This window comes from Marinobacter albus (assembly GCF_030238305.1).
Taxonomy (GTDB): Bacteria; Pseudomonadota; Gammaproteobacteria; order Pseudomonadales; family Oleiphilaceae; genus Marinobacter; species Marinobacter albus.
On sequence record NZ_JASSQD010000001.1, the window covers coordinates 39,885 to 59,283 of the forward strand.

Consider the following 19,399-nt stretch of genomic DNA (forward strand, 5'->3'; position numbering starts at 1 on the left):
ACAGGCACGAGCGCTGTCGCCTCCTTCGTTTTGGGGCTATGCTTTCCAGTAGATCCGCTCTTGAGCAAGAGCCCATGAACCGGAATTTCGGAGTCTGCTGTGGCAGAGCCAAAAGGGGTTACCGTATTCTACGATGAGAGAGTGCTCAATCACTCACCGGATGTGAATGCGGCGTTTCTTCCCGGACGCCTGGATAAACGCGTGCGAAACATTCTGTCGGGGCTGAATGTTCAATGGAAATACCCCGAGCACCCTGGTCGCATCCGGGCGATCATTGACCTGCTTGAGCGCGAGCCGGTGGACGGGGTCCGGTTTGGCCAGGGCAAGGCGGCCAGCCGCGAGCAGCTCGCTCGGGTCCACACCACGTCCTATCTGGACTATGTTTTTTCCCTGCGCAATAAAAACGCCTGGCTGGATGTGGATACCACCGCGGTGTCACCCGGCAGCATTGAGGCCGCTGAAGTGGCCGCGGGTACCGCCGTTGCCGCCGTTGAGGCGGTGGTTTCCGGTACCACCCGTAGTGCGTTCGCGCTGGTGCGCCCCCCCGGCCACCACGCCGAACCTGTGCGGGCCCGGGGTTTTTGCCTGTTCAATAATGTCGCGGTGGCTGCCGCCCATGCCCAGGCCGAGCTGGGTTGCCAGCGTGTGCTGATTGTCGACTGGGATGCCCATCACGGCAATGGCACCCAGGACATCTTCTGGGCCGACCCGGACGTGCTGTTCTTCGACATTCACCGGTCCGCCCCGTTCTACCCGGGTAGTGGCGGTCTTCATGAAGTGGGTGCCGGACTGGGCGAGGGGACGACTGTAAACGTCCCGATTCCCGGCGGTTCCGGTGACCTGGCCTATCTCAAGGCCCTGAACGAGATCCTGGTGCCGGCGGCCGAGTACTTCAAGCCGGACATCATCCTGGTGTCGGCAGGTTTCGATGCCCATTGGTTTGACCTGGCCCTGAACGTCTCCTACGACGGCTTCGCCGCCATGACGGAAGTTGTCCAGGCCCTGGCGGATCGGGTCTGCGACGGCCGCCTCGCGTTTGTGCTGGAAGGTGGTTACAACACCGAGTCCCTGGCGCACGGGGTACGATCGGTACTCAGCGTGCTCGCCGGCGGCAGCGCGGCACAGCCGAGGATCTGCGGCATGGAAGAAGTGGACGAGGCCATTGCCTTCCACCTGAGTGCTTTTACGGACGACCCACCCGGTAGCTGACAGCAACCCCGAAACGACAGACGCAGGAGGTCGATATGTTTGTGGCAGAGAAATCCACCGGACACCTGATTGAGGTGCTGGATACCCGGGGGTTATTCGATCCCCATGAACACCGCATCAAAGGCAGCTTGCATTACGGTGAGGAAGCCCAGGATCCTGAATTCTATGATAAATCCGAGTTGAGCTTCCCGTCCGGCGAATCCCTGCCCCAGTGCTGGACCGATCCCCACTACCGGCGGAAGAGTTGACGTTCTATCCGGCGAGTCCCTGACTGTTTCTTGAGCAACGTTGCAAGCGTGTCATCTTTTCGGTAGCCTTTATTTTAATTGAACGTTCAATTAATAAAAAAGATGCGGAAACGGTAGCGAAGCTGTCATGCCAAAAGTTGGAGTCAAAGACACACGCAAGCAGCAGCTGATCGAGGCCACCATGCATTCCATCGCCGAGCTGGGGATGCAGAACACGACCATTGTCAGCATCAGCAAACGGGCGGGGATGTCCTCCGGCATCATCAGCCACTATTTCGGTGGCAAGCAGGGTCTGATTGAAGCGGCGTTGCGGTACCTGCTGGACCAGCTCGGCAAGGAACTCCGGGAACGCATGGCAAAAACCGACGGTTCGCCGGAGCAGCGCCTGAACTGCATCATCGAGTCGAATTTTTCCGAGTTCCAGCGTTCGGCACTGGCCGCGAAAACCTGGCTCAGCTTCTGGGCCCGATCCATGCACGAACCGGGTCTGAAGCGGCTGCAGCAGATCAACAACGCACGGTTGTACAGCAATCTGCGTTACTCCTTTGCCCAGGTGCTCGGGCCCCGGGCCGCGACTGCCGCCGCTCGGCAGACCGCGGCCATGATCGACGGCTTCTGGCTGCGCAGTGCCCTGAGCCTGGACCCGCAGGAGAGCTTTGAGGCCGGCGAAACGCTGTGCAAGCGCTTCGTGTATGAGGCCCTGTCGCAGGCCGAGACAACGAATTCATCTTTTTGAGGTTTCACAGATTATGTCCAATTCGGTACCCCGCTTTCAGAACTTTGTCCACGGTCGCTTCCTGGCCAACAGCACCGGTGAGGTCTTCCCGGTCGTGAACCCGGCCACCGGTGAGGTGATTTACGAGGTTGAAGTGGCCGATAAGGCAGTGCAGCAGGCAGCCATTGAAAGTGCCCGGGCCGGTTTTGCCGAGTGGTCGGCGATGCCCGCCATCGAGCGCAGTCGCATTCTGCTGAAGGCCGTGGCGCTGCTGCGTGAGCGCAACGACGAACTGGCCGCCTGTGAGGTGCGGGACACGGGCAAGCCCTGGCAGGAGGCGGAAGCGGTGGATGTGGCCACGGGTGCTGACGCCGTGGAATTCTTCGCCGGGCTGGCCCCGTCCATCGAAGGCAATCAGCAGGACCTGGGCGGGGACTTTTACTACACCCGTCGCGAACCGCTGGGGATCTGTGCCGGCATCGGCGCCTGGAACTACCCGATCCAGATCGCCTGCTGGAAATCGGCGCCGGCGCTGGCCTGCGGTAACGCGATGATCTTCAAGCCCTCCGAAGAGACGCCCATGGGCGCGATCAAGCTGGCGGAAATTTTTGTCGAGGCCGGCGTGCCGGCTGGCGTTTTTAACGTGGTTCAGGGCGCGGCGGACGTGGGTGCCTGGCTGACCCACGAGCCCGCCATCGCCAAGGTGTCGTTCACGGGTGAGGTCGGTACCGGCAAGAAGGTCATGGCTGCCGCCTCCTCCACGCTGAAAGACGTCACCATGGAGCTGGGCGGCAAATCCCCTCTGATCATCTTTGACGATGCCGACCTGGAAAACGCTATCTCAGCGGCCATGGTGGGCAACTTTTACACCCAGGGCGAGATCTGCACCAACGGCACCCGGGTCTTCGTCCACGAAGCGATCTACGAGCGCTTTATGGACCGTCTGCTGGAACGCACCCGCAAGAACATCAAGCCGGGCGATCCGATGAATCCGGACACCAACTTCGGTGCCCTGATCTCTGAAAAGCACCGGGACCTGGTGCTCGACTACATCGCCAAAGGCCTGTCGGAAGGGGCGACGCTGACTCACGGCGGGCGCGCCTTCGAGCCGGAAGACTCGAAGGGTGGCTATTTCGTCGAGCCCACCATCTTCACCGACTGCACCGATGACATGACCATCGTGCGGGAGGAAATCTTCGGACCGGTGATGTCGGTACTCACCTTCTCCGACGAGGACGAGGTGATTGCCCGGGCCAACAGCACCGACACCGGCCTGGCCGCGGGCCTGTTCACCCGGGATATCCGCCGCGCGCACCGGGTGATTCACCAGATCCAGGCCGGGATCTGCTGGATCAACAGCTACGGCGCCTCGCCTGCGGAAATGCCCGTGGGCGGCTACAAACTCTCCGGCATTGGTCGCGAAAACGGCAAGGTCACCCTCGACTACTACACCCAGCTCAAGTCGGTGTACATCGGCATGGAAGACCTGGATGCGCCGTTTTAAGCCTGTGACCCAACCCGGAGCGACTCTATGAAAGAAAACCGATACGACTACATCATTGTCGGGGCGGGTTCCGCCGGTTGCGTGCTGGCGAACCGTCTCACAGAGGACGCCCGACACCGCGTGCTGCTGCTGGAAACCGGCGGCAGCGACAAGAGCATCTTCATCCAGATGCCGACCGCGCTGTCGATTCCGATGAACACCAAGAAGTACGCCTGGCAGTTCGAAACAGAGCCGGAGCCCTATCTGGACAACCGCCGCATGCACTGCCCCCGGGGCAAGGTGCTGGGCGGCTCCTCCTCCATCAACGGCATGGTCTACGTTCGGGGTCACGCCCGGGATTTCGACGAGTGGGAAGCCGAAGGGGCCGAGGGCTGGAACTACCGCCGGGTGCTGCCCTACTTCAAGAAGGCCGAAACCTGGGCCTTTGGTGCTGACGACTACCGTGGCGACCAGGGTCCGCTCGGGGTGAACAACGGCAACAACATGCAGAACCCGCTGTACCAGGCCTTTGTGGACGCGGGTGTGGATGCCGGCTATTTCCCCACCGAGGACTACAACGGCGCCCAGCAGGAAGGTTTCGGCGCCATGCACATGACGGTGAAAAACGGCCGCCGCTGGTCCACCGCCAATGCCTACCTGCGCCCGGCCATGGAGCGCCCGAACCTGACCGTGGTGACCCATGCCCTGGTGCACAAAGTGCTGCTGGACGGCAAAGCCGCCACCGGCGTGCGTTACGAGCAGGGTGGCAAGGTGCACGAGGCCAAAGCCGTCGAGGAGGTCATCCTGTCTGCGGGATCCATCGGCTCGCCACACCTGCTGCAGCTGTCCGGTATCGGCCGGCGCGAGGTGCTGGAGCAGGCCGGCATTGAGGTGAAGCACGAACTGCCCGGTGTGGGTGAGAACCTGCAGGACCATCTGGAATTCTACTTCCAGTTCCGCTGCAACAAGCCGGTTTCCCTGAACGGCAAGCTGGACTGGTGGAACAAGCTGAAGATCGGCCTGCGCTGGATTTTGAAGAAAGACGGTCTGGGCGCGACCAACCACTTTGAGTCCTGTGGCTTTATCCGCTCCAAGGCCGGGGTCGAGTGGCCCGACCTGCAATACCACTTCCTGCCGGCGGCCATGCGCTATGACGGCAAGGAAGCCTTTGCCGGCGACGGTTTCCAGCTGCACATCGGGCATAACAAGCCGAAAAGCCGGGGCACGGTGCATGTCCAATCCGCCGATCCCACCCAGGCGCCGCAGATCCGCTTCAATTACCTACAGCACGAAGCGGACCGGGAAGGCTTCCGGGACTGTGTCCGGCTGACGCGGGAGATTATCAACCAGCCCGCCATGGACGAGTATCGGGGGCCGGAAATCCAGCCCGGCGCCGAGGTCCAGACCGACGAACAGATCGATGCCTTCGTCCGGCAGGCGGTGGAAAGCGCCTATCACCCGTCCTGCACTTGCAAGATGGGGACGGACGAGCTGGCGGTGGTTGACCCTCAGACCCGGGTTCGGGGCATCCGGCATCTCCGGGTGGTGGATTCGTCCATCTTCCCGACCATACCCAACGGCAACCTGAACGCGCCCACCATCATGGTGGCCGAACGGGCAGCCGATCTGATTCGGGGCAGGGAGCCCCTGAAACCTTCTGACGCTCCTGTGCTCATGGACGGGCAATGGCAGGAGCGACAGCGACCGGGAACGGCCAAGCGGGTGCTGGGCTAGCGCTGCCACACCGTTTCCACCCGGAGGTGCAATGCCTCCGGGGCTTTGCAAACCATCAGGATTTCCCTATCAGCGCGACGGCTGTGCCAGCCGTTTCCTGGGCGCCAGATAGGCAAGTCCTGGCCCGTCAAAAAGCAACGCGGGGGTTTGTGTCCGATTCGAACGAGCAACAGCTTCAAAGTAGAGGAGGAACACCCATGCTGTTCACTATAATGAATGAAAACCGCCGGAGGACCTCATGACACTCTGGTTATCCACAGGCCTGATCTTCACCTTCGCGGCCATTGCGCTGATCCTGTACAAATGGTGGGACGTGCAGTGCATCGGCGTGACGCCGGTACGCACCCTGACCTTCATCGCCATCCTGTTCACCTCGGGACTGGACGTGGGGCTGATCATGTTCCCGCTGACCGAGTTCGGCGGCTACGGGGACCTGTCCGCCAGCCCGGAGTACGGCTTCGCCAATCCGCTGGCCATCGAGTTTGGCTTCTGGGCCTTCCTGATCTGGGGCTTCTATTTCCTGACCTGCTTCTACTTCGCGATCATTGAACCGCGCGTGCAGTTTTTCGAGATTCCCCTGGTCAAAGTGGTCAACAACGTGGTGATCATCGGCACCTGTGCCTTTACCGCGTACCTGTTGCTGGTGAACCTGCCCTGGTACCTGCCGCAGGTGGGGGACGGCGAATCGGTGGTGCCGACGTTCTACGCCATCGTGTTTGCGGCCATCGGGCTGGCGGTCTATTCCAGCTCCAAGATCAAGTACGTGCGGATCCTGAGCATCGGCTCCAGTGTCCTGTTCATTGCCCTGATTGCCGGAATGTGGGCGCGCGCCTTCCTGATGGGGGATGGCTCGCCGGGCGAGTTCCTCGGCGTCGTTGGCCTCCTGGGGGAGTATTTCACCAACCTTCACCAGTTCGTGCTCCCGATCAATGATTACCACGAGTTCTACCTGCTGTGGTGGTTCTCCTGGAGCATCATGATTGGTCAGTTCACCGCCCGTTTCGTCAGTGGTATCAAGACCTGGCAGTTGCTGATCGCCATGCTGGCGGTTCCGTCCATCGCCATCGGGGTGTGGTTCTCGGTGCTGTTCCATTACCACGATCAGGGCCTGCAGGTGGCAGCCTTCACCAACCTCGCGATGATCACCGTTGGCGTGTTGATGGTGGTGAACTCCCTGGATTCCCTGATCCGGCTGTACACCGACAACCTGAACCTGACCGCCCAGCGGCTGGGCCGGGCCAACTACGTGGTGTTCAATTTCCTGGCGATGATCGGCCTGACCATGCTGTTCCAGCTCGATTTCCTGCGCATCCAGTGGGTCGGTGCCCTGGTGATTGCCCTGTACTTTGGCTGTTTCGCCTATATTCTGGCGAAGAAGCGGTCGGAGGTGGCGGCCATCCGGACGTCGCCGGAAGAGAATATTCTCGACTTCCACAAGGTTGAGCTCGCCGGCTAAGCCTGACGGAATGTGGCACACAAAGCAGGTTGGTCCGCCGGATCAACCTGCTTTTTTTATGCCCGATCGCTGCAACACGGTCAGTTGCAGCCGGGCAACTGGTTGATCCAGTCCGCCACCAGTTGTGCGCCCCGGGTATCCACCTGCAGGGTGCTGATCGGCGGCATGCGGTTGGCGTCGTCCGCCACCATTCTCAGGTGCAGGAGTGAGTTGGCGGCATCGCCGGGGGCCACCAGCCGCGCGCCGTCCCGGCCCAGGTTGCCGTTGCTGGGGGGCTCGCCGCAGACCCCGGTGGCATTGAGCGGCGTGGTAATGCGCAGATCCATGGAGCTCTGGGTGGTGCCGCCGGGGCGATGGCAGTGGCTGCAATTGCTGTGCAGGTAGCTGCGCGCCCGGGCGTCGATGGCGGCGGTGTCGTCGGTGCTTCGGCTCAGGCGCCGGCTGCGTTGGGCGGGCGTCGGCGGCGCAGACAAGACGCCAATGCCGGCCAGGGTATCCAGTTGGTTGGCGGTACGGCCGGTCTGCGGATAGGTGAAACTGCTGTTGAGCTGGGCCGTTTCCAGCCCGAGCGTGAACCCGGCGGCTGCGGTATGGCACTGGGTGCATTCGCCCGCAGACGGGTAGTGCCAGATCTGGCCACCCACGTCCACATCCCGGCCGCCGTTGACCAGCTCGGCGTCGGTACCGGCCTCGTTCCACTGGTAGCTGTAACCCGACCAGCTGCCGTCGGCGTTGTGCAGGTACAGCCGGGTTTCAATCAGACGCTGGGCCAGGGTGAAGTTCTTCACCAGTACCGAGCCCCGGGGAAACTGAAAATCCCCGCTCTCGTCGAGCGTGATCCGGGTGCCATCCGGCAGGGCCATGTAGCGGATCTTGTCGGCGCCATCGGACCAGAAGGGTTCGATCGGCCGGTAGGGGATCAGCCCGTCCGCGGGTTGCCAGGGGGCGTCGGCCTGCACGCAGCCGGTTTCGGAAAGTGTCTGCGGCAACTCGACGTCGACGTTCACCGGGTCAATCCGGAACAGGCCGGAGAAGGTCACAAGGTACAGTTCGCCGTCCCTGTCCTGTGCGAAGGAGGCCACGTTGCGGCCGGTTTCCAGCAGGGTGCGGCGCTGGTAGCTGTCGTCTGGCTGTCGCTCGAGTGCCCACAGGGTACCCGAACCGAAATCGGAGAACAGGTAGGCGCCGCGGAGGGCGGGCATGTTGTTACCGCGGTAGACGTAACCGCCGGTGACGGAAATCCCGTCCGACCGGCCATAGGCATGCACAGGTTCGATAAACGGTCCGGAGGGAGACGCCCCGCAGCTGTTGCTGGTGCGTTCGTAACCTTCGTAGCAGCGCCAGCCATAGTTGCCGCCGAGACTGATCCGGTTGATTTCCTCAAACTGGCGCTGGCCCACATCCCCGGCCCACAGCTCGCCGGTGTCCCGATCAAAACTCCAGCGCCAGGGGTTGCGCAGGCCGTAGGCGTAGATTTCCGGTACCGACCCGGACACCTCGTTGCTGGCGGGGGTGCCGTCGGGGTTGAACCGGAGCATCTTGCCCAGCCGGGTGGACAGGCTCTGGGCCCGGTTGCCCGGATCGTTGGCGTCGCCGCCATCACCAAGCCCGACGAAAAGCAGGTTATCGGGGCCGAAGGCGATGTGGCCGCCGTTGTGGTTGCTGAAGGGTTGCCGCTGCTGCACCAGATTGCTGCGAACCAGGTTGCCGATGCCATCGCGGCGCAGGCTCTGGCCCTCATCGGTCGATTCGAAGCGGGCGACGAACGAGGTCATGCCGTTGGTGTTTTCGGTGAAGGACAGGTACACGAAGCCGTTGGAGCCAAACTCCGGATCGAACGCCATGCCGAGCAGCCCGCATTCGTTGCATTCGCTCAGCGAGTAATCCGTGGCCAGGTTGACCAGTTGGCTCCGGGTCTCTGTGTTCAGGTCCAGGCGATGGATAAGGCCGCCCTGCTCAACCACGTAGAAAATTCCGGGCTGGCTGGGGTGGGGCAACATCAGCAGCGGCGAGTTGAACGAGAGGGAGGCCGCAATGGGGGTGAGCTGAACCTCGGCGGTGGCATCAAAGGCGAGGCATTCTGAGTTGGCAGGGCGCTCGGAGAGACCGACTGTGCCGCCGGAGCCGCTTCCAGAGCCACCGCCGCAGGCGGTGACCGTCAGGCAGATGAGTAGCAGAAGACACCGTTGCATGAGCCCCGTCCTCCTCGCAGAGCCATAATAATAGTCCATTCCTCACATTGTGAAAGATTGAAGTTGGCAATTCCGTCACCATAAAGGGCCGTGTATGGGGGCTTGGCCGGGCCTCCGGCCAAAATAGGCAATGCCTATCTTTGGTTTGGGAATTATCAATTTTATCCGGGCATCCAAAATCATTAACTTGGGCGCCGTTAATTCATTTATCCGTGAATCCATCAACAAGGAGTTAGCTTTAATGGGCATCATTAACAGCGAGATCAAACCGTTCAACGCAACCGCATTCAAACAGGGCGAGTTCGTTGAAATCAGCGAAGCCGACGTTAAGGGCAAGTGGGCCGTCTTTTTCTTCTACCCGGCCGACTTCACGTTCGTTTGCCCGACCGAGCTGGGCGACGTAGCTGACAAGTACGAAGAACTGCAGAAGCTGGGCGTTGAAGTATTCTCCGTATCCACCGACACGCACTTCACCCACAAGGCGTGGCACGACGCGTCCGAGACCATCGGTAAGATCAACTACTACATGGTTGGCGACCAGACTGGCACCCTCACCAACAACTTCGGTGTGATGCGTGAAGGTCAGGGCCTGGCGGATCGCGCCACTTTCCTGATCGATCCGGATGGCGTTATCCAGGCGATGGAAATCACTGCCGAAGGCATTGGCCGTGATGCTGACGACCTGATGCGCAAGGTAAAAGCGGCCCAGTACGTTCGTAACCACCCCGGCGAAGTATGCCCGGCCAAGTGGAAAGAAGGCGAAGAGACTCTTGCACCGTCCCTGGACCTGGTTGGCAAGATCTAAGTTTCCCTTCTCAGGCGAAACGAAAGGGTACGGGCCTGCGTTGCGGGCCCGATACTGCAAACGAACCCCGGTCCGGCCGGGGTTCGTTGCGTTTGGAGGGGATTAAAGGGCGGCGAGGATGGCTTCGGCGCTGGTTTTCTCCAGGCCTTTTTCATCCACCTCAAGCCAAGTGACGACGCCGTCGTCCACAATCATCGCGTAGCGCTGGCTACGAATGCCCATCTTGGTGGCGGTCCGGTCCTGGGTCAGACCCACGGCGGTGGCGAACTCGGCCAGGCCATCGGCGAGCATCACGATTTCCTCGGCGTTGCTGGCCTTGCCCCAGGCATCCATCACGAAGGCATCGTTCACCGAGGTGCAGACTATGCTGTCCACACCCTTGGCCTTGATCTGGTCGGCGTTGACGACAAACCCCGGCAGATGGGCGGCTGAGCAGGTGGGTGTGAAGGCGCCGGGGACGGCGAATACGACCACCTTCTTCCCGGCAAAGAGTTCGCCGGTGCTGATCTTTTCCGGGCCGTTGCTGCCCATTACCTGCAGTTCGATGTTCGGTACCCGTTCACCTACCTGAATCGCCATTGTGCGCGCCTCCGCTGTTGTCCTGGATTATTGATTCGCTGGTTTCAGTCACACGTTGCTGCCGTAGTCGGCGCCCCGGGCCTTGAGCCGGTAGAATTCCTCGAGGACCCCGGCCATGGCGTCCGGCGAATAGGGCCGCAGGCCGCCCACGACCAGGCGTTTGGCGACATCACCGACCGGCTTGCCATCAGACAGCAGCCGGTATTCCAGGGTGACGTTCCCCCGCTTGCCGTTGGCTTCCAGCTCCGCGTTGTGCAGTTCCAGTTCCGGCTCGGCGGCATCCGGTGTATCGAGGGCGAGGCTCATGCTCTCGTACATGACCATCGGGCGATCCGGGTTGAACATCACGCCCGTCGATTCCATCAGCGGCTGCAGCGTGTGGGGGAAGTTTTTTCCGGAGGCCGCCACGTAGCAGCGGGTGAAATCCTCGATGACGCTATCGTCCCGGGTATTGGCGCCGCTTCGGGTGACCTCAAGGTAGACTTTGCCGTTCTCGTCGCAGACCTCGATGGTGCCCTCGGCGGGCTCCCGGAATTCCAGCGGGACGTTATCGCCCAGCAGGCTGCGGAACTGGAACGTCATGTTGGTGGAAAGCCCGAACCGGGACAGAACGACCGCGAACAGGAGATCACCGGGCACGCAGAAACGTCGGGCATCGGGATCGTGTATCGGATTGAAGTCCCCGGCTATTTCCTTGGCAAACCGGCTGGCTTGCAGCGCAGTGATGTGGATGCGGCCATTCTGAATGGTATGAAAACGGTCTAGAAACATGTGCTGCCTTGTCTGGTCGCAGGGTAAAAAGGCCAATGGAGCCTAGCGTCTCGCCCTATGATAGTTGAGTCGCATCAATACCAACATGCTCTATTCGTCCTAAAGTGAACGTTGGCGGTACATGGCAATCAAGGAGGTTGATGTGCCCCCGTCCGAATCCTGGCATGCGCTGCCCCGGCAAGAGGTTCTGACTGCGTTCGGAGCGACCCGGTCCGGCCTGTCGGCAGAGGAGGTCGTCCGGCGTCTGCAGCGCCATGGCGCCAACCGACTGCCGGAGCCGCCGAGGCCCGGCCGGATTTCCCGATTCCTCAGGCAGTTTCACAACGTCCTGATCTATGTATTGCTCGGCGCCGCGCTGACTACCTTGGCACTGGGTCACCTGCTGGATACCGGCGTTATTCTGGCCGTGGTGCTGGCCAATGCAATGATTGGCGATCTTCAGGAGGGTCGGGCGGAAAAAGCGATGCAGGGGATACAGGGCATGCTGGCCATGCGGGCGGCGGTGATCCGGGCGGGTCATCGCCAGACCGTCAATGGAGACCAGCTGGTGCCCGGCGATATCGTGTTGCTGGAGGCCGGTGACAAGGTGCCGGCGGATCTCCGACTGCTCAAAACCCACGACCTGTTTATCCAGGAGGCCATGCTCACCGGCGAGTCGGTGCCCGTGGAGAAGCAGACGGAGCCGGTCGCCAGTGGCGCCGCCCTTGGGGATCGCAGTTCCATGGCGTTCAGCGGAACGACCGTGACCGCCGGCCAGGCCATGGGCGTGGTGATAGGGACCGCGGACCGGACGGAAATCGGACGCATCGGAGAGTTGCTGGCGGGTGTCGAACAACTGACGACACCGCTGGTGGCGCAGATGCAGGAGTTCGCCCGGTGGCTGACCCTGTTCATCCTGGCCGTGGCGGCCGGGCTCCTGATCTACGGGCACTGGTGGCAGGATTATGACTTTGCCGATCTGCTGATGGCGGTTGTGGGCATGTCCGTCGCTGCTATTCCCGAGGGCCTGCCGGCGGTTCTGACCATCACCCTCGCCGTGGGTGTCCAGGCGATGGCGGCCCGCAACGCCATTGTCCGGCGTTTGCCGGCGATCGAGACCCTGGGTGCCGTGTCGGTAATCTGTTCCGACAAGACCGGCACGCTGACCCGCAATGAAATGAGCGTGATCACGGTGATCACGGCCGGACGTCGTTTTGCTGTTGAGGGTGACGGCTATGGCCCCGACGGTGCCGTCCTGGAGCAGGGGCGGGTCATCGATGCCGGCCGTTGTGGCCTTCTGGCGGAGTTGGCGCGGGTTGCCGGGTTGTGTAACGACGCGGAACTGAAAAACCAGGAAGGGCGGTGGCTGGTGGAAGGCGATCCGATGGAAGGCGCGCTGCTGTCGTTTTCGGCCCGGGCCGGTCTGGAACCCGCGGAGCTGCGTCGGCATTGGTCCCGGACGGATCTGATTCCCTTCGACACCCGGCACCGTTTCATGGCCACGCTCCACCACAATCACGAGAACCACGCCTTCATTCTGGTCAAGGGGGCCCCCGAGACCGTAATGGCCCTGTGTCGGTTTCAGCGCTCCGGAGGGAACACGAATGAGCCGCTGGACCTGCCCTGGTGGCAGGCCCAGGTCGCCTCAGTGGCCGAGCAGGGCCAGAGGGTTCTGGCGCTTGCGGCCTGTGCGGTTGAAGCAAGTCACGTGGTGCTGGAACGGCAAGACCTCGACGATGGTCTCGTGTTCCTGGGTCTGGTGGGTCTGATCGACCCGCCTCGTGCCGAGGCGATCGCGGCGGTCGCCGAATGCCACACTGCCGGCATACGGGTAAAGATGATCACCGGTGACCATGCCGCGACCGCAATGGCAGTTGCCCGCCAGGTCGGGCTGAAAAAACCCGACCGCCTTCTGACCGGTGGTGATCTGGATCGGCTGAGCGACGCGCAACTGGCGTTGGAGGTTGCCGAAACCGATGTCTTTGCCCGCACCAGCCCGCAACACAAGCTGCGGCTGGTGAACGCGCTGCAGGCCCTTGGGCAGACCGTGGCCATGACCGGCGACGGCGTGAATGACGCGCCGGCCCTGAAACGGGCGGACATTGGCATCGCTATGGGAGGCAAAGGGAGTGAGGCCGCCAAGGAGGCCTCGGAAGTGGTGCTGGCGGATGATAACTTTGCCTCAATCGCGGCTGCGGTTCGGGAAGGGCGAACAATCCACGACAACATCCGCAAGGTCATCAGCTGGACCCTGCCGACCAGTACCGGAGAGGCCTCGGTCATCATTCTGGCCTTGCTGGCCGGTCTGGCCCTGCCCATCACGCCGATACAGATTCTCTGGGTGAATACCGTCACCACGGTGACCCTGGGCATAGTCCTGGCCTTCGAGCGCAGCGCGGGAGATACCATGCAACGACCGCCGCGGGACCGGTCACAGCCACTGCTGTCCCGGACTCTGGTCTGGCATATTGTTGTGGTGACCGTTCTGATCCTGCTGGGGGTGTTCGGCGTTCACCGATACGCCATCGGGCAGGGACATTCGGTGGCACTGGCGCAGACCATGGCGATGAATTCCCTGGTGGTTATGGAGGCCTTTCATCTGCTGTTCATCCGCAACATGGAGACGGTGGCGCTGACCTGGCAGAAACTCAGCGCCACCTGGACCGTCTGGCTGGCCATTGTCCTGGTTGCGCTCGGGCAACTGGGCATTACCTATGTGCCGGTGATGCAGGCTGTGTTCGTGACGGAACCGGTGCCGATGTCAGGGTGGCTGCTGATTCTTCTGGCTGGGGCATTGCTGTTTGTATTGGTGGAGCTGGAGAAGCAGCTCCGCCTGCGGATCTGGCAGCACGCCGGGTGAGCGATATCAGGGTATATTTAATGGTAAGCTCCGGCGATATAGCAAACACCTATCAGTTAGTTTGGGCCAATCAATTTGAGGCTTGACCCTCCAGCCCTTATCGTTCCCTACATCAAATTTACAGTCCGTTTGAAATTCAGTGACTTGGTTTCACCTTAACCGAAGAGGAAAGCGTACATGTTGGATGCCGGTATCAAGGAGCAATTGAAAGCCTACATGGAGAAACTGCAGCAGCCGATTGAGCTGGTGGCAGCCTACGATGACGGCGCAAAGTCCCAGGAGCTGAAGCAGTTGCTCGAGGAAATCGAGCCCATGTCCGACAAGATCAGCCTCCGGACCGAAGACGCTGACGACGTCCGTCGTCCGTCGTTCGCCATCAACCGTGCCGGCTCGGACATTGGCATCCGGTTTGCGGGCATTCCCATGGGGCACGAGTTCACCTCCCTGGTATTGGCACTGCTGCAGGTCGGTGGTCATCCGTCCAAGGCCTCCCAGGAAGTGATCGAGCAGGTCCGGGAACTGGACGGTTCGTTCGAATTCGAGACCTATTTTTCCCTGTCCTGCCAGAACTGCCCGGATGTGGTCCAGGCCCTTAACCTGATGAGTGTGCTGAACCCGAACATCAAGCACACGGCCATCGATGGTGCCCTGTTCCAGGACGAAGTCGAACAGCGCGAGGTCATGGCGGTTCCCAGCGTTTACCTGAACGGTGAGGCGTGGGGGCAGGGCCGGATGACCCTGGAAGAGATCGTTGCCCGGCTGGACACCAAGTCCGACGAGAAGGAAGCCGAGAAGATCAACCAGAAGGACACCTTCGAGGTGCTGGTGATCGGCGGTGGCCCGGCCGGTTCGTCTGCGGCCATCTACGCTTCGCGCAAGGGCATCTCCACCGGTATCGCCGCCGAGCGCTTTGGCGGTCAGGTTGCGGACACCATGGGTATCGAGAACCTGATTTCCGTGCCCTACACCGAGGGCCCTAAACTGGTTGCCGCCATGGAGCAGCACGTCAAGGAATACGACGTCGACATCATGAACATGCAGCAGGCCGAGAAACTGATTCCGGCGGCCAGGCGGGGCCTGCCCCATGAGATCCGTCTGGCCAATGGGGCATCCCTGAAAGCCCGCACACTGGTGCTGTCCACCGGTGCCCGCTGGCGCCAGCTGGGCGTTCCGGGCGAGGAAGAATACCGGAACAAGGGCGTGGCCTACTGCCCGCACTGCGACGGCCCGCTGTTCAAGGGCAAGCGCGTTGCGGTCATTGGCGGCGGTAACTCCGGTGTGGAAGCGGCCATCGACCTCGCCGGTATCGTCGGTCACGTTACGCTGATCGAGTTTGGAGCCGAGATGCGCGCCGACGACGTCCTGCAGAAGAAACTTCGCAGCATGAAGAACGTGGAAATCATCACCTCCGGCCAGACCACCGAAATCACCGGTGAGAATGGCAGGGTGAGCGGCCTGAACTACAAGGATCGCACCACCGGTGAAGAGCACCACGTGGCCCTGGAAGGGGTGTTCGTCCAGATCGGGCTGGTGCCGAACACCGAGTGGCTGAAAGGCGATATCGAGCTGAGCCAGCATGGAGAGATCATCGTGAACGACCGCAACGAGACCTCCATTCCGGGTGTGTTCGCGGCTGGCGATGCCACCACCGTGCCCTACAAGCAGATCGTGATCTCCATGGGAGAGGGTTCAAAAGCGGCGCTGAGCGCGTTCGACTTCCTGATCCGTAACTCCGTGGAAGACGATGAGGACGAGGCCGCGTAAGGCTGCCTGTAAAGCGTCCTGATGATGAGAGTGAAAGGCACCGGAGCGATCCGGTGCCTTTTTTGTTGGCGCCTTGGCACTTGCTTGTTCGGAATCCCGGTTCCGGACCATGGTTACCGGCCGAGATCCGCTTCCAGGCTGGTACGCGCCGCCGAGAGGCTGTCCTGACCGAACAGGTGTGGGTATGCATCCTGGATGCCGGATACGATAAAGTTGTGGGGAACGTCGTCGAAAACGCCGTGATCGTTCACGTACTCCATGTGAGCCTCGCCTGAGTCGGTAAATTCCTGGAAGACGGAGTCGTGCAGGCCGTCGAATTCCAGCGGTTCCACGTTCATCAGTTCGCACAGCTGCCGGTTGAACGCCGGAGTGGCTTTCACCCAGCGCCCGTTCAGGTGCAGTTCAATAAAACCGTGCATCCGGAAGATGTCAGACTGCAGCCACTCGATCAGCTTTGGGCTGGACAGGTGGTTGCGGACATCCGCCAGGCCAAGCCGGCTGGGAATGCCGATGGCGCGGGCGGCCGCGCCCAACAGGACCGCTTTCGGAATGCAGTAGCTTTCGCCGCTGGTCAGCGCGTGGCTGGCACTGAAGGTGTCCGGGTCGGTACGGAACACGTAGGGGTTGTAGCTGACGCCGTCCCGCACCGCGAGGTACAGCGCCTTGATCTGTTCCACCGGATGCTCGGGTACGCCTTCCAACTGGGCGGCTATCCAGGCTTTGAGCTCGGGCTGGTCATAGTCAAAGAAGGCGCTGGGCTGGAGATAGGCATCCATAAGTGTCATCCGGATTGGGGCATCAGGGCCCAATCCTCGCCAATTAGCAAGCTACAGGCAATGACGATATCCACCACAATCAATGCCGAAAACGTTCAGGGCCGGTCGCGCGTTTATCCCCGGACCAGCTCGTAGGCACAGATGTTGACCGAGGTGGCGAGATTCAGGGACTCAATGTCTCCGCGTCCCTGGATGGTGTAGGGCGCGGCCTTCAGTTGATCGAGAGCTTCCCGGGGCACTCCCCGGGCCTCGTTACCGAACAGGTAGCAGTCGTGCTGGCGGAACGCCGTTGACGTCAGCGCTGAGCCATTCAGGTCCAGGCAGGCAATGCGGGCATAATGATTGCCCAGTTCGGCCAGGGCAACGTCGGTGGCGATGGGAACATGGAACAGGGCACCCATGCTCGCGCGCACCACTTTCGGGTTGTAGGGGTCGACGCTGCCGGGGCTGAGCAGGCAGCGAAAGCCACCAAACCAGGCCAGGGTCCGCAAAATGGTGCCGAGGTTGCCCGGATCCTGGACTTCGTACAGGTAGATTGCTTTTTCCCCCGGCGCCGGTGAGACCCGGCCGGGGTCCGGCGTGGGCATGGGGACCACCGCCAGAATTCCTTGCGGGGTCCGGGTGTCGGCCAGTTGTGCCATTTGACGTTCGCTGACCAGATGCGTCCTGAACGGGCTCTGCCAGTGTGCGCAGGCGTCGGTAACGTAAAGCTCGGCTGCCTCAAGCGCGGGTTGGCTGCTGGCGGCCTTTTGCAGCTCCAGCACCAGATGCTCACCCTCGACCAGGTAATGCCCGAAGGCCTGGCGGTATTTTTTCTGGTGCAGTTTCCTGATGTCGTTCAAGTTCACGATGGTCGCCCGCTAGTGCCCGTGAGATCGTCCCGAGCCGGCCCGGCTCAAGGTGCACCGATTGTACGTGCGCCGGACGCCGTTGTCAGGATTTTGCCGGGCGTTGGCGCGCCACGTACAATAGGCCACTGGTTACTTCCCTACTGATGAGTTCCTATGGCCCGATCCAAAAGCAGCAACCGCTGGCTCGAAGAGCACGTGAACGACCCCTTCGTGAAACAGGCGCAGGTGGACGGCTATCGCTCCCGGGCCAGCTACAAACTTCTGGAGATCAACAAGAAGGACCGCCTGATTCATCCCAACATGGTGGTGATGGATCTGGGCTCGGCCCCGGGCGGCTGGTCCCAGGTTGCGGCCAAACTGGTGGGCCACAAGGGCCGGGTCATCGCCTCCGACATCCTGCCCATGGATCCGGTCGCCGGGGTGGAATTCATTCAGGGTGACTTTACCGAGAACGAGGTATTCGGTCAGATCATGGCGACCCTGGGCGATACCCCGGTGGATGTAGTGATTTCCGACATGGCCCCGAACATCAGTGGCGTGACGGTGGCGGACCAGGCCTCGTCCATGTACCTGGTGGAACTGGCGCTGGATATGGCGTGCCAGGTGCTCAAGCCCAAGGGCAGCTTCCTGGCCAAGGTGTTTCAGGGCGAAGGTTACGACGAGTACCTGAAATCAGTCCGGGCGGTCTTCAACAAGGTCGTAGTGCGCAAGCCGGATTCGTCCCGTGCTCGTTCCCGGGAAGTCTACCTGCTCGGCAAGGGATTCAAAGGCTGAGATCCGGCCTTCAGGCTGCGTCGAATCCCTGCATGACATTAACGGCATTGACGCCAATGGCTTCCACGTCATAACCGCCCTCCATGGTGAACACTGTCGGCAGGCCCAGGGCTCCGAGTCGCCGGCCCAGACTCAGGTAGTCCTCCGATCTCAGCTTGAAGAAAGAGATCGGGTCGTCCTCGAAGGTGTCGACGCCGAGAGCGACGACCAGCGCATCCGGCCGGAACCCGGCGATCCGCTCGCAGGCCGTTTCCAGGCCCTGGCTCCAGATGGCATAGGGGGTGCCGGGCGGGTACACCAGGTTGAGATTGAAGCCCTCGCCCTCGCCTTCGCCGGTTTCATCCTCGAAGCCCAGAAAGTGCGGAAACACCAGGTCCGGGTCACCGTGCAGACTGATGGTGAGCACATCGCTGCGATCGTAGAAAATGGCCTGGGTGCCGTTGCCATGATGAAAGTCGACGTCAAGGATGGCCACCTGCTCGGCGCCCTGATCCCGGAACGCCTGGGCGACGATGGCGGCGTTGTTGAAGAAACAGTACCCACCGAAAAGATCGGCGTGGGCATGATGCCCCGGAGGCCGGCACAGGGCGAACGCGGCCCGCTCCCCTCCGGCCACCAGTTTCTGTGCCGTGAGTGCGACGTTTGCCGAGGCCCGGGCTGCCTCCCAGGTACCGTCGGAAATGGAGGTTTCGGCCGCAAAGCTGTAGTAGCCGAGGCGGCCATCAATGTCCTTTGGAACCCTGGCCCGCATGCCACGCCCGCACCAGACCGCCGGGATGGCTTCCCCGGGTTTGTCCGCGGCGATCCAGTCCGCCCAGCAACTCTCCAGGAAGGCAACATAGTCCTCGCTGTGCACCCGCTTGACCGGATCCAGCCCGAATTCCTCCGGTTCCAGAACCTCTCCGAGGGCCTGCGCTTTGACCCGGGCCAGGATGGTTTCTGCCCGGGACGGCTTTTCGTGGGGCGCAATCAGAATCCCGCCATCCAGTTCGGTTTTGACGGCGCGACGGCTGTGCAGGGGAGAGAAGACGGTTTTCATAGGCTGGGTGTTCCCGGGTGAATGGCCCCTGACTGTGGCACAGGGCGGAATATGGCTCAAATCCGACATTCGGATCCCGACCGCTCAGCCCGGCGCTTTTTAATCCCGGGCATGTCGGCTAAAGTCAGGAAATCCCGTTGTTCACGGACTATCATCCAGTCCCC

General features: G+C 61.6%; 16 protein-coding genes. 10 read left to right on the forward strand and 6 right to left on the reverse strand.

Annotated elements, in window-relative coordinates:
• Positions 1-99: 99 nt before the first annotated feature.
• The 6 genes from QQF73_RS00215 (at position 100) to QQF73_RS00240 (ending at position 6,845) form a co-directional block, all read left to right on the forward strand.
• Positions 100-1,209, forward strand: coding sequence for a histone deacetylase family protein (locus QQF73_RS00215; RefSeq protein ID WP_219867383.1), 1,110 nt, complete (start codon positions 100-102; stop codon positions 1,207-1,209).
• Between the two features lie 35 nt (positions 1,210-1,244).
• Complete coding sequence (locus tag QQF73_RS00220) at positions 1,245-1,457, forward strand: acetyltransferase (RefSeq protein WP_219867382.1); 213 nt, start codon at positions 1,245-1,247, stop codon at positions 1,455-1,457.
• A 127-nt stretch (positions 1,458-1,584) separates the two neighbouring features.
• The gene (gene betI, locus QQF73_RS00225; protein ID WP_219867381.1) at positions 1,585-2,193 is read left to right on the forward strand and encodes a transcriptional regulator BetI; all 609 of its coding nucleotides are present in this window, start codon (positions 1,585-1,587) and stop codon (positions 2,191-2,193) included.
• A gap of 13 nt (positions 2,194-2,206) precedes the next feature.
• Positions 2,207-3,676 carry a betaine-aldehyde dehydrogenase gene (betB, locus tag QQF73_RS00230; RefSeq protein WP_285366785.1) on the forward strand — a complete coding sequence of 490 codons (1,470 nt, stop codon included), beginning with the start codon at positions 2,207-2,209 and terminating at the stop codon, positions 3,674-3,676.
• 27 nt (positions 3,677-3,703) lie between these two features.
• On the forward strand, positions 3,704-5,389 hold the full coding sequence (gene betA / locus QQF73_RS00235; RefSeq protein ID WP_285366798.1) for a choline dehydrogenase: 1,686 nt from the start codon (positions 3,704-3,706) through the stop codon (positions 5,387-5,389).
• A gap of 238 nt (positions 5,390-5,627) precedes the next feature.
• Positions 5,628-6,845, forward strand: a complete 1,218-nt coding sequence (locus QQF73_RS00240) for a BCCT family transporter (protein WP_219867378.1) — start codon at positions 5,628-5,630, stop codon at positions 6,843-6,845.
• An 80-nt stretch (positions 6,846-6,925) separates the two neighbouring features.
• On the opposite strand, the gene QQF73_RS00245 is transcribed toward QQF73_RS00240, so the two are convergent.
• Positions 6,926-9,037, reverse strand: coding sequence for a PQQ-dependent sugar dehydrogenase (locus QQF73_RS00245; protein ID WP_285366799.1), 2,112 nt, complete (start codon positions 9,035-9,037; stop codon positions 6,926-6,928).
• Between the two features lie 241 nt (positions 9,038-9,278).
• On the opposite strand from QQF73_RS00245, the gene ahpC reads away from it, so the two are divergent.
• Positions 9,279-9,842 (forward strand): alkyl hydroperoxide reductase subunit C, encoded by a 564-nt coding sequence (gene ahpC / locus QQF73_RS00250; protein WP_219867376.1) that lies wholly within the window; start codon positions 9,279-9,281, stop codon positions 9,840-9,842.
• 102 nt (positions 9,843-9,944) lie between these two features.
• On the opposite strand, the gene QQF73_RS00255 is transcribed toward ahpC, so the two are convergent.
• Entirely contained in the window at positions 9,945-10,421 is a 477-nt protein-coding gene (locus QQF73_RS00255; RefSeq protein WP_219867375.1) for a peroxiredoxin, read from the reverse strand.
• Between the two features lie 48 nt (positions 10,422-10,469).
• Entirely contained in the window at positions 10,470-11,192 is a 723-nt protein-coding gene (locus QQF73_RS00260) for a DUF3581 domain-containing protein (RefSeq protein ID WP_219867374.1), read from the reverse strand.
• A gap of 121 nt (positions 11,193-11,313) precedes the next feature.
• On the opposite strand from QQF73_RS00260, the gene QQF73_RS00265 reads away from it, so the two are divergent.
• Positions 11,314-14,031 (forward strand): HAD-IC family P-type ATPase, encoded by a 2,718-nt coding sequence (locus QQF73_RS00265; RefSeq protein WP_425607942.1) that lies wholly within the window; start codon positions 11,314-11,316, stop codon positions 14,029-14,031.
• 177 nt (positions 14,032-14,208) lie between these two features.
• Entirely contained in the window at positions 14,209-15,795 is a 1,587-nt protein-coding gene (ahpF, locus tag QQF73_RS00270) for an alkyl hydroperoxide reductase subunit F (RefSeq protein ID WP_285366801.1), read from the forward strand.
• A 113-nt stretch (positions 15,796-15,908) separates the two neighbouring features.
• Here the strand turns inward: ahpF and QQF73_RS00275 are convergent, their stop codons facing one another.
• Both QQF73_RS00275 and QQF73_RS00280 read right to left on the reverse strand, forming a co-directional pair.
• A complete protein-coding gene (locus QQF73_RS00275) occupies positions 15,909-16,571 on the reverse strand; it encodes a transglutaminase-like domain-containing protein (protein WP_285366802.1) in 663 nt (220 codons plus the stop codon).
• 113 nt (positions 16,572-16,684) lie between these two features.
• Positions 16,685-17,419, reverse strand: a complete 735-nt coding sequence (locus QQF73_RS00280) for a TrmH family RNA methyltransferase (protein ID WP_285366803.1) — start codon at positions 17,417-17,419, stop codon at positions 16,685-16,687.
• 156 nt (positions 17,420-17,575) lie between these two features.
• On the opposite strand from QQF73_RS00280, the gene rlmE reads away from it, so the two are divergent.
• Positions 17,576-18,196, forward strand: a complete 621-nt coding sequence (gene rlmE, locus QQF73_RS00285; RefSeq protein WP_285366804.1) for a 23S rRNA (uridine(2552)-2'-O)-methyltransferase RlmE — start codon at positions 17,576-17,578, stop codon at positions 18,194-18,196.
• A gap of 10 nt (positions 18,197-18,206) precedes the next feature.
• Here rlmE and QQF73_RS00290 read toward each other — a convergent pair whose 3' ends face one another.
• Entirely contained in the window at positions 18,207-19,235 is a 1,029-nt protein-coding gene (locus QQF73_RS00290) for a histone deacetylase family protein (protein ID WP_219867368.1), read from the reverse strand.
• Between the last annotated feature and the right edge of the window lie 164 nt (positions 19,236-19,399).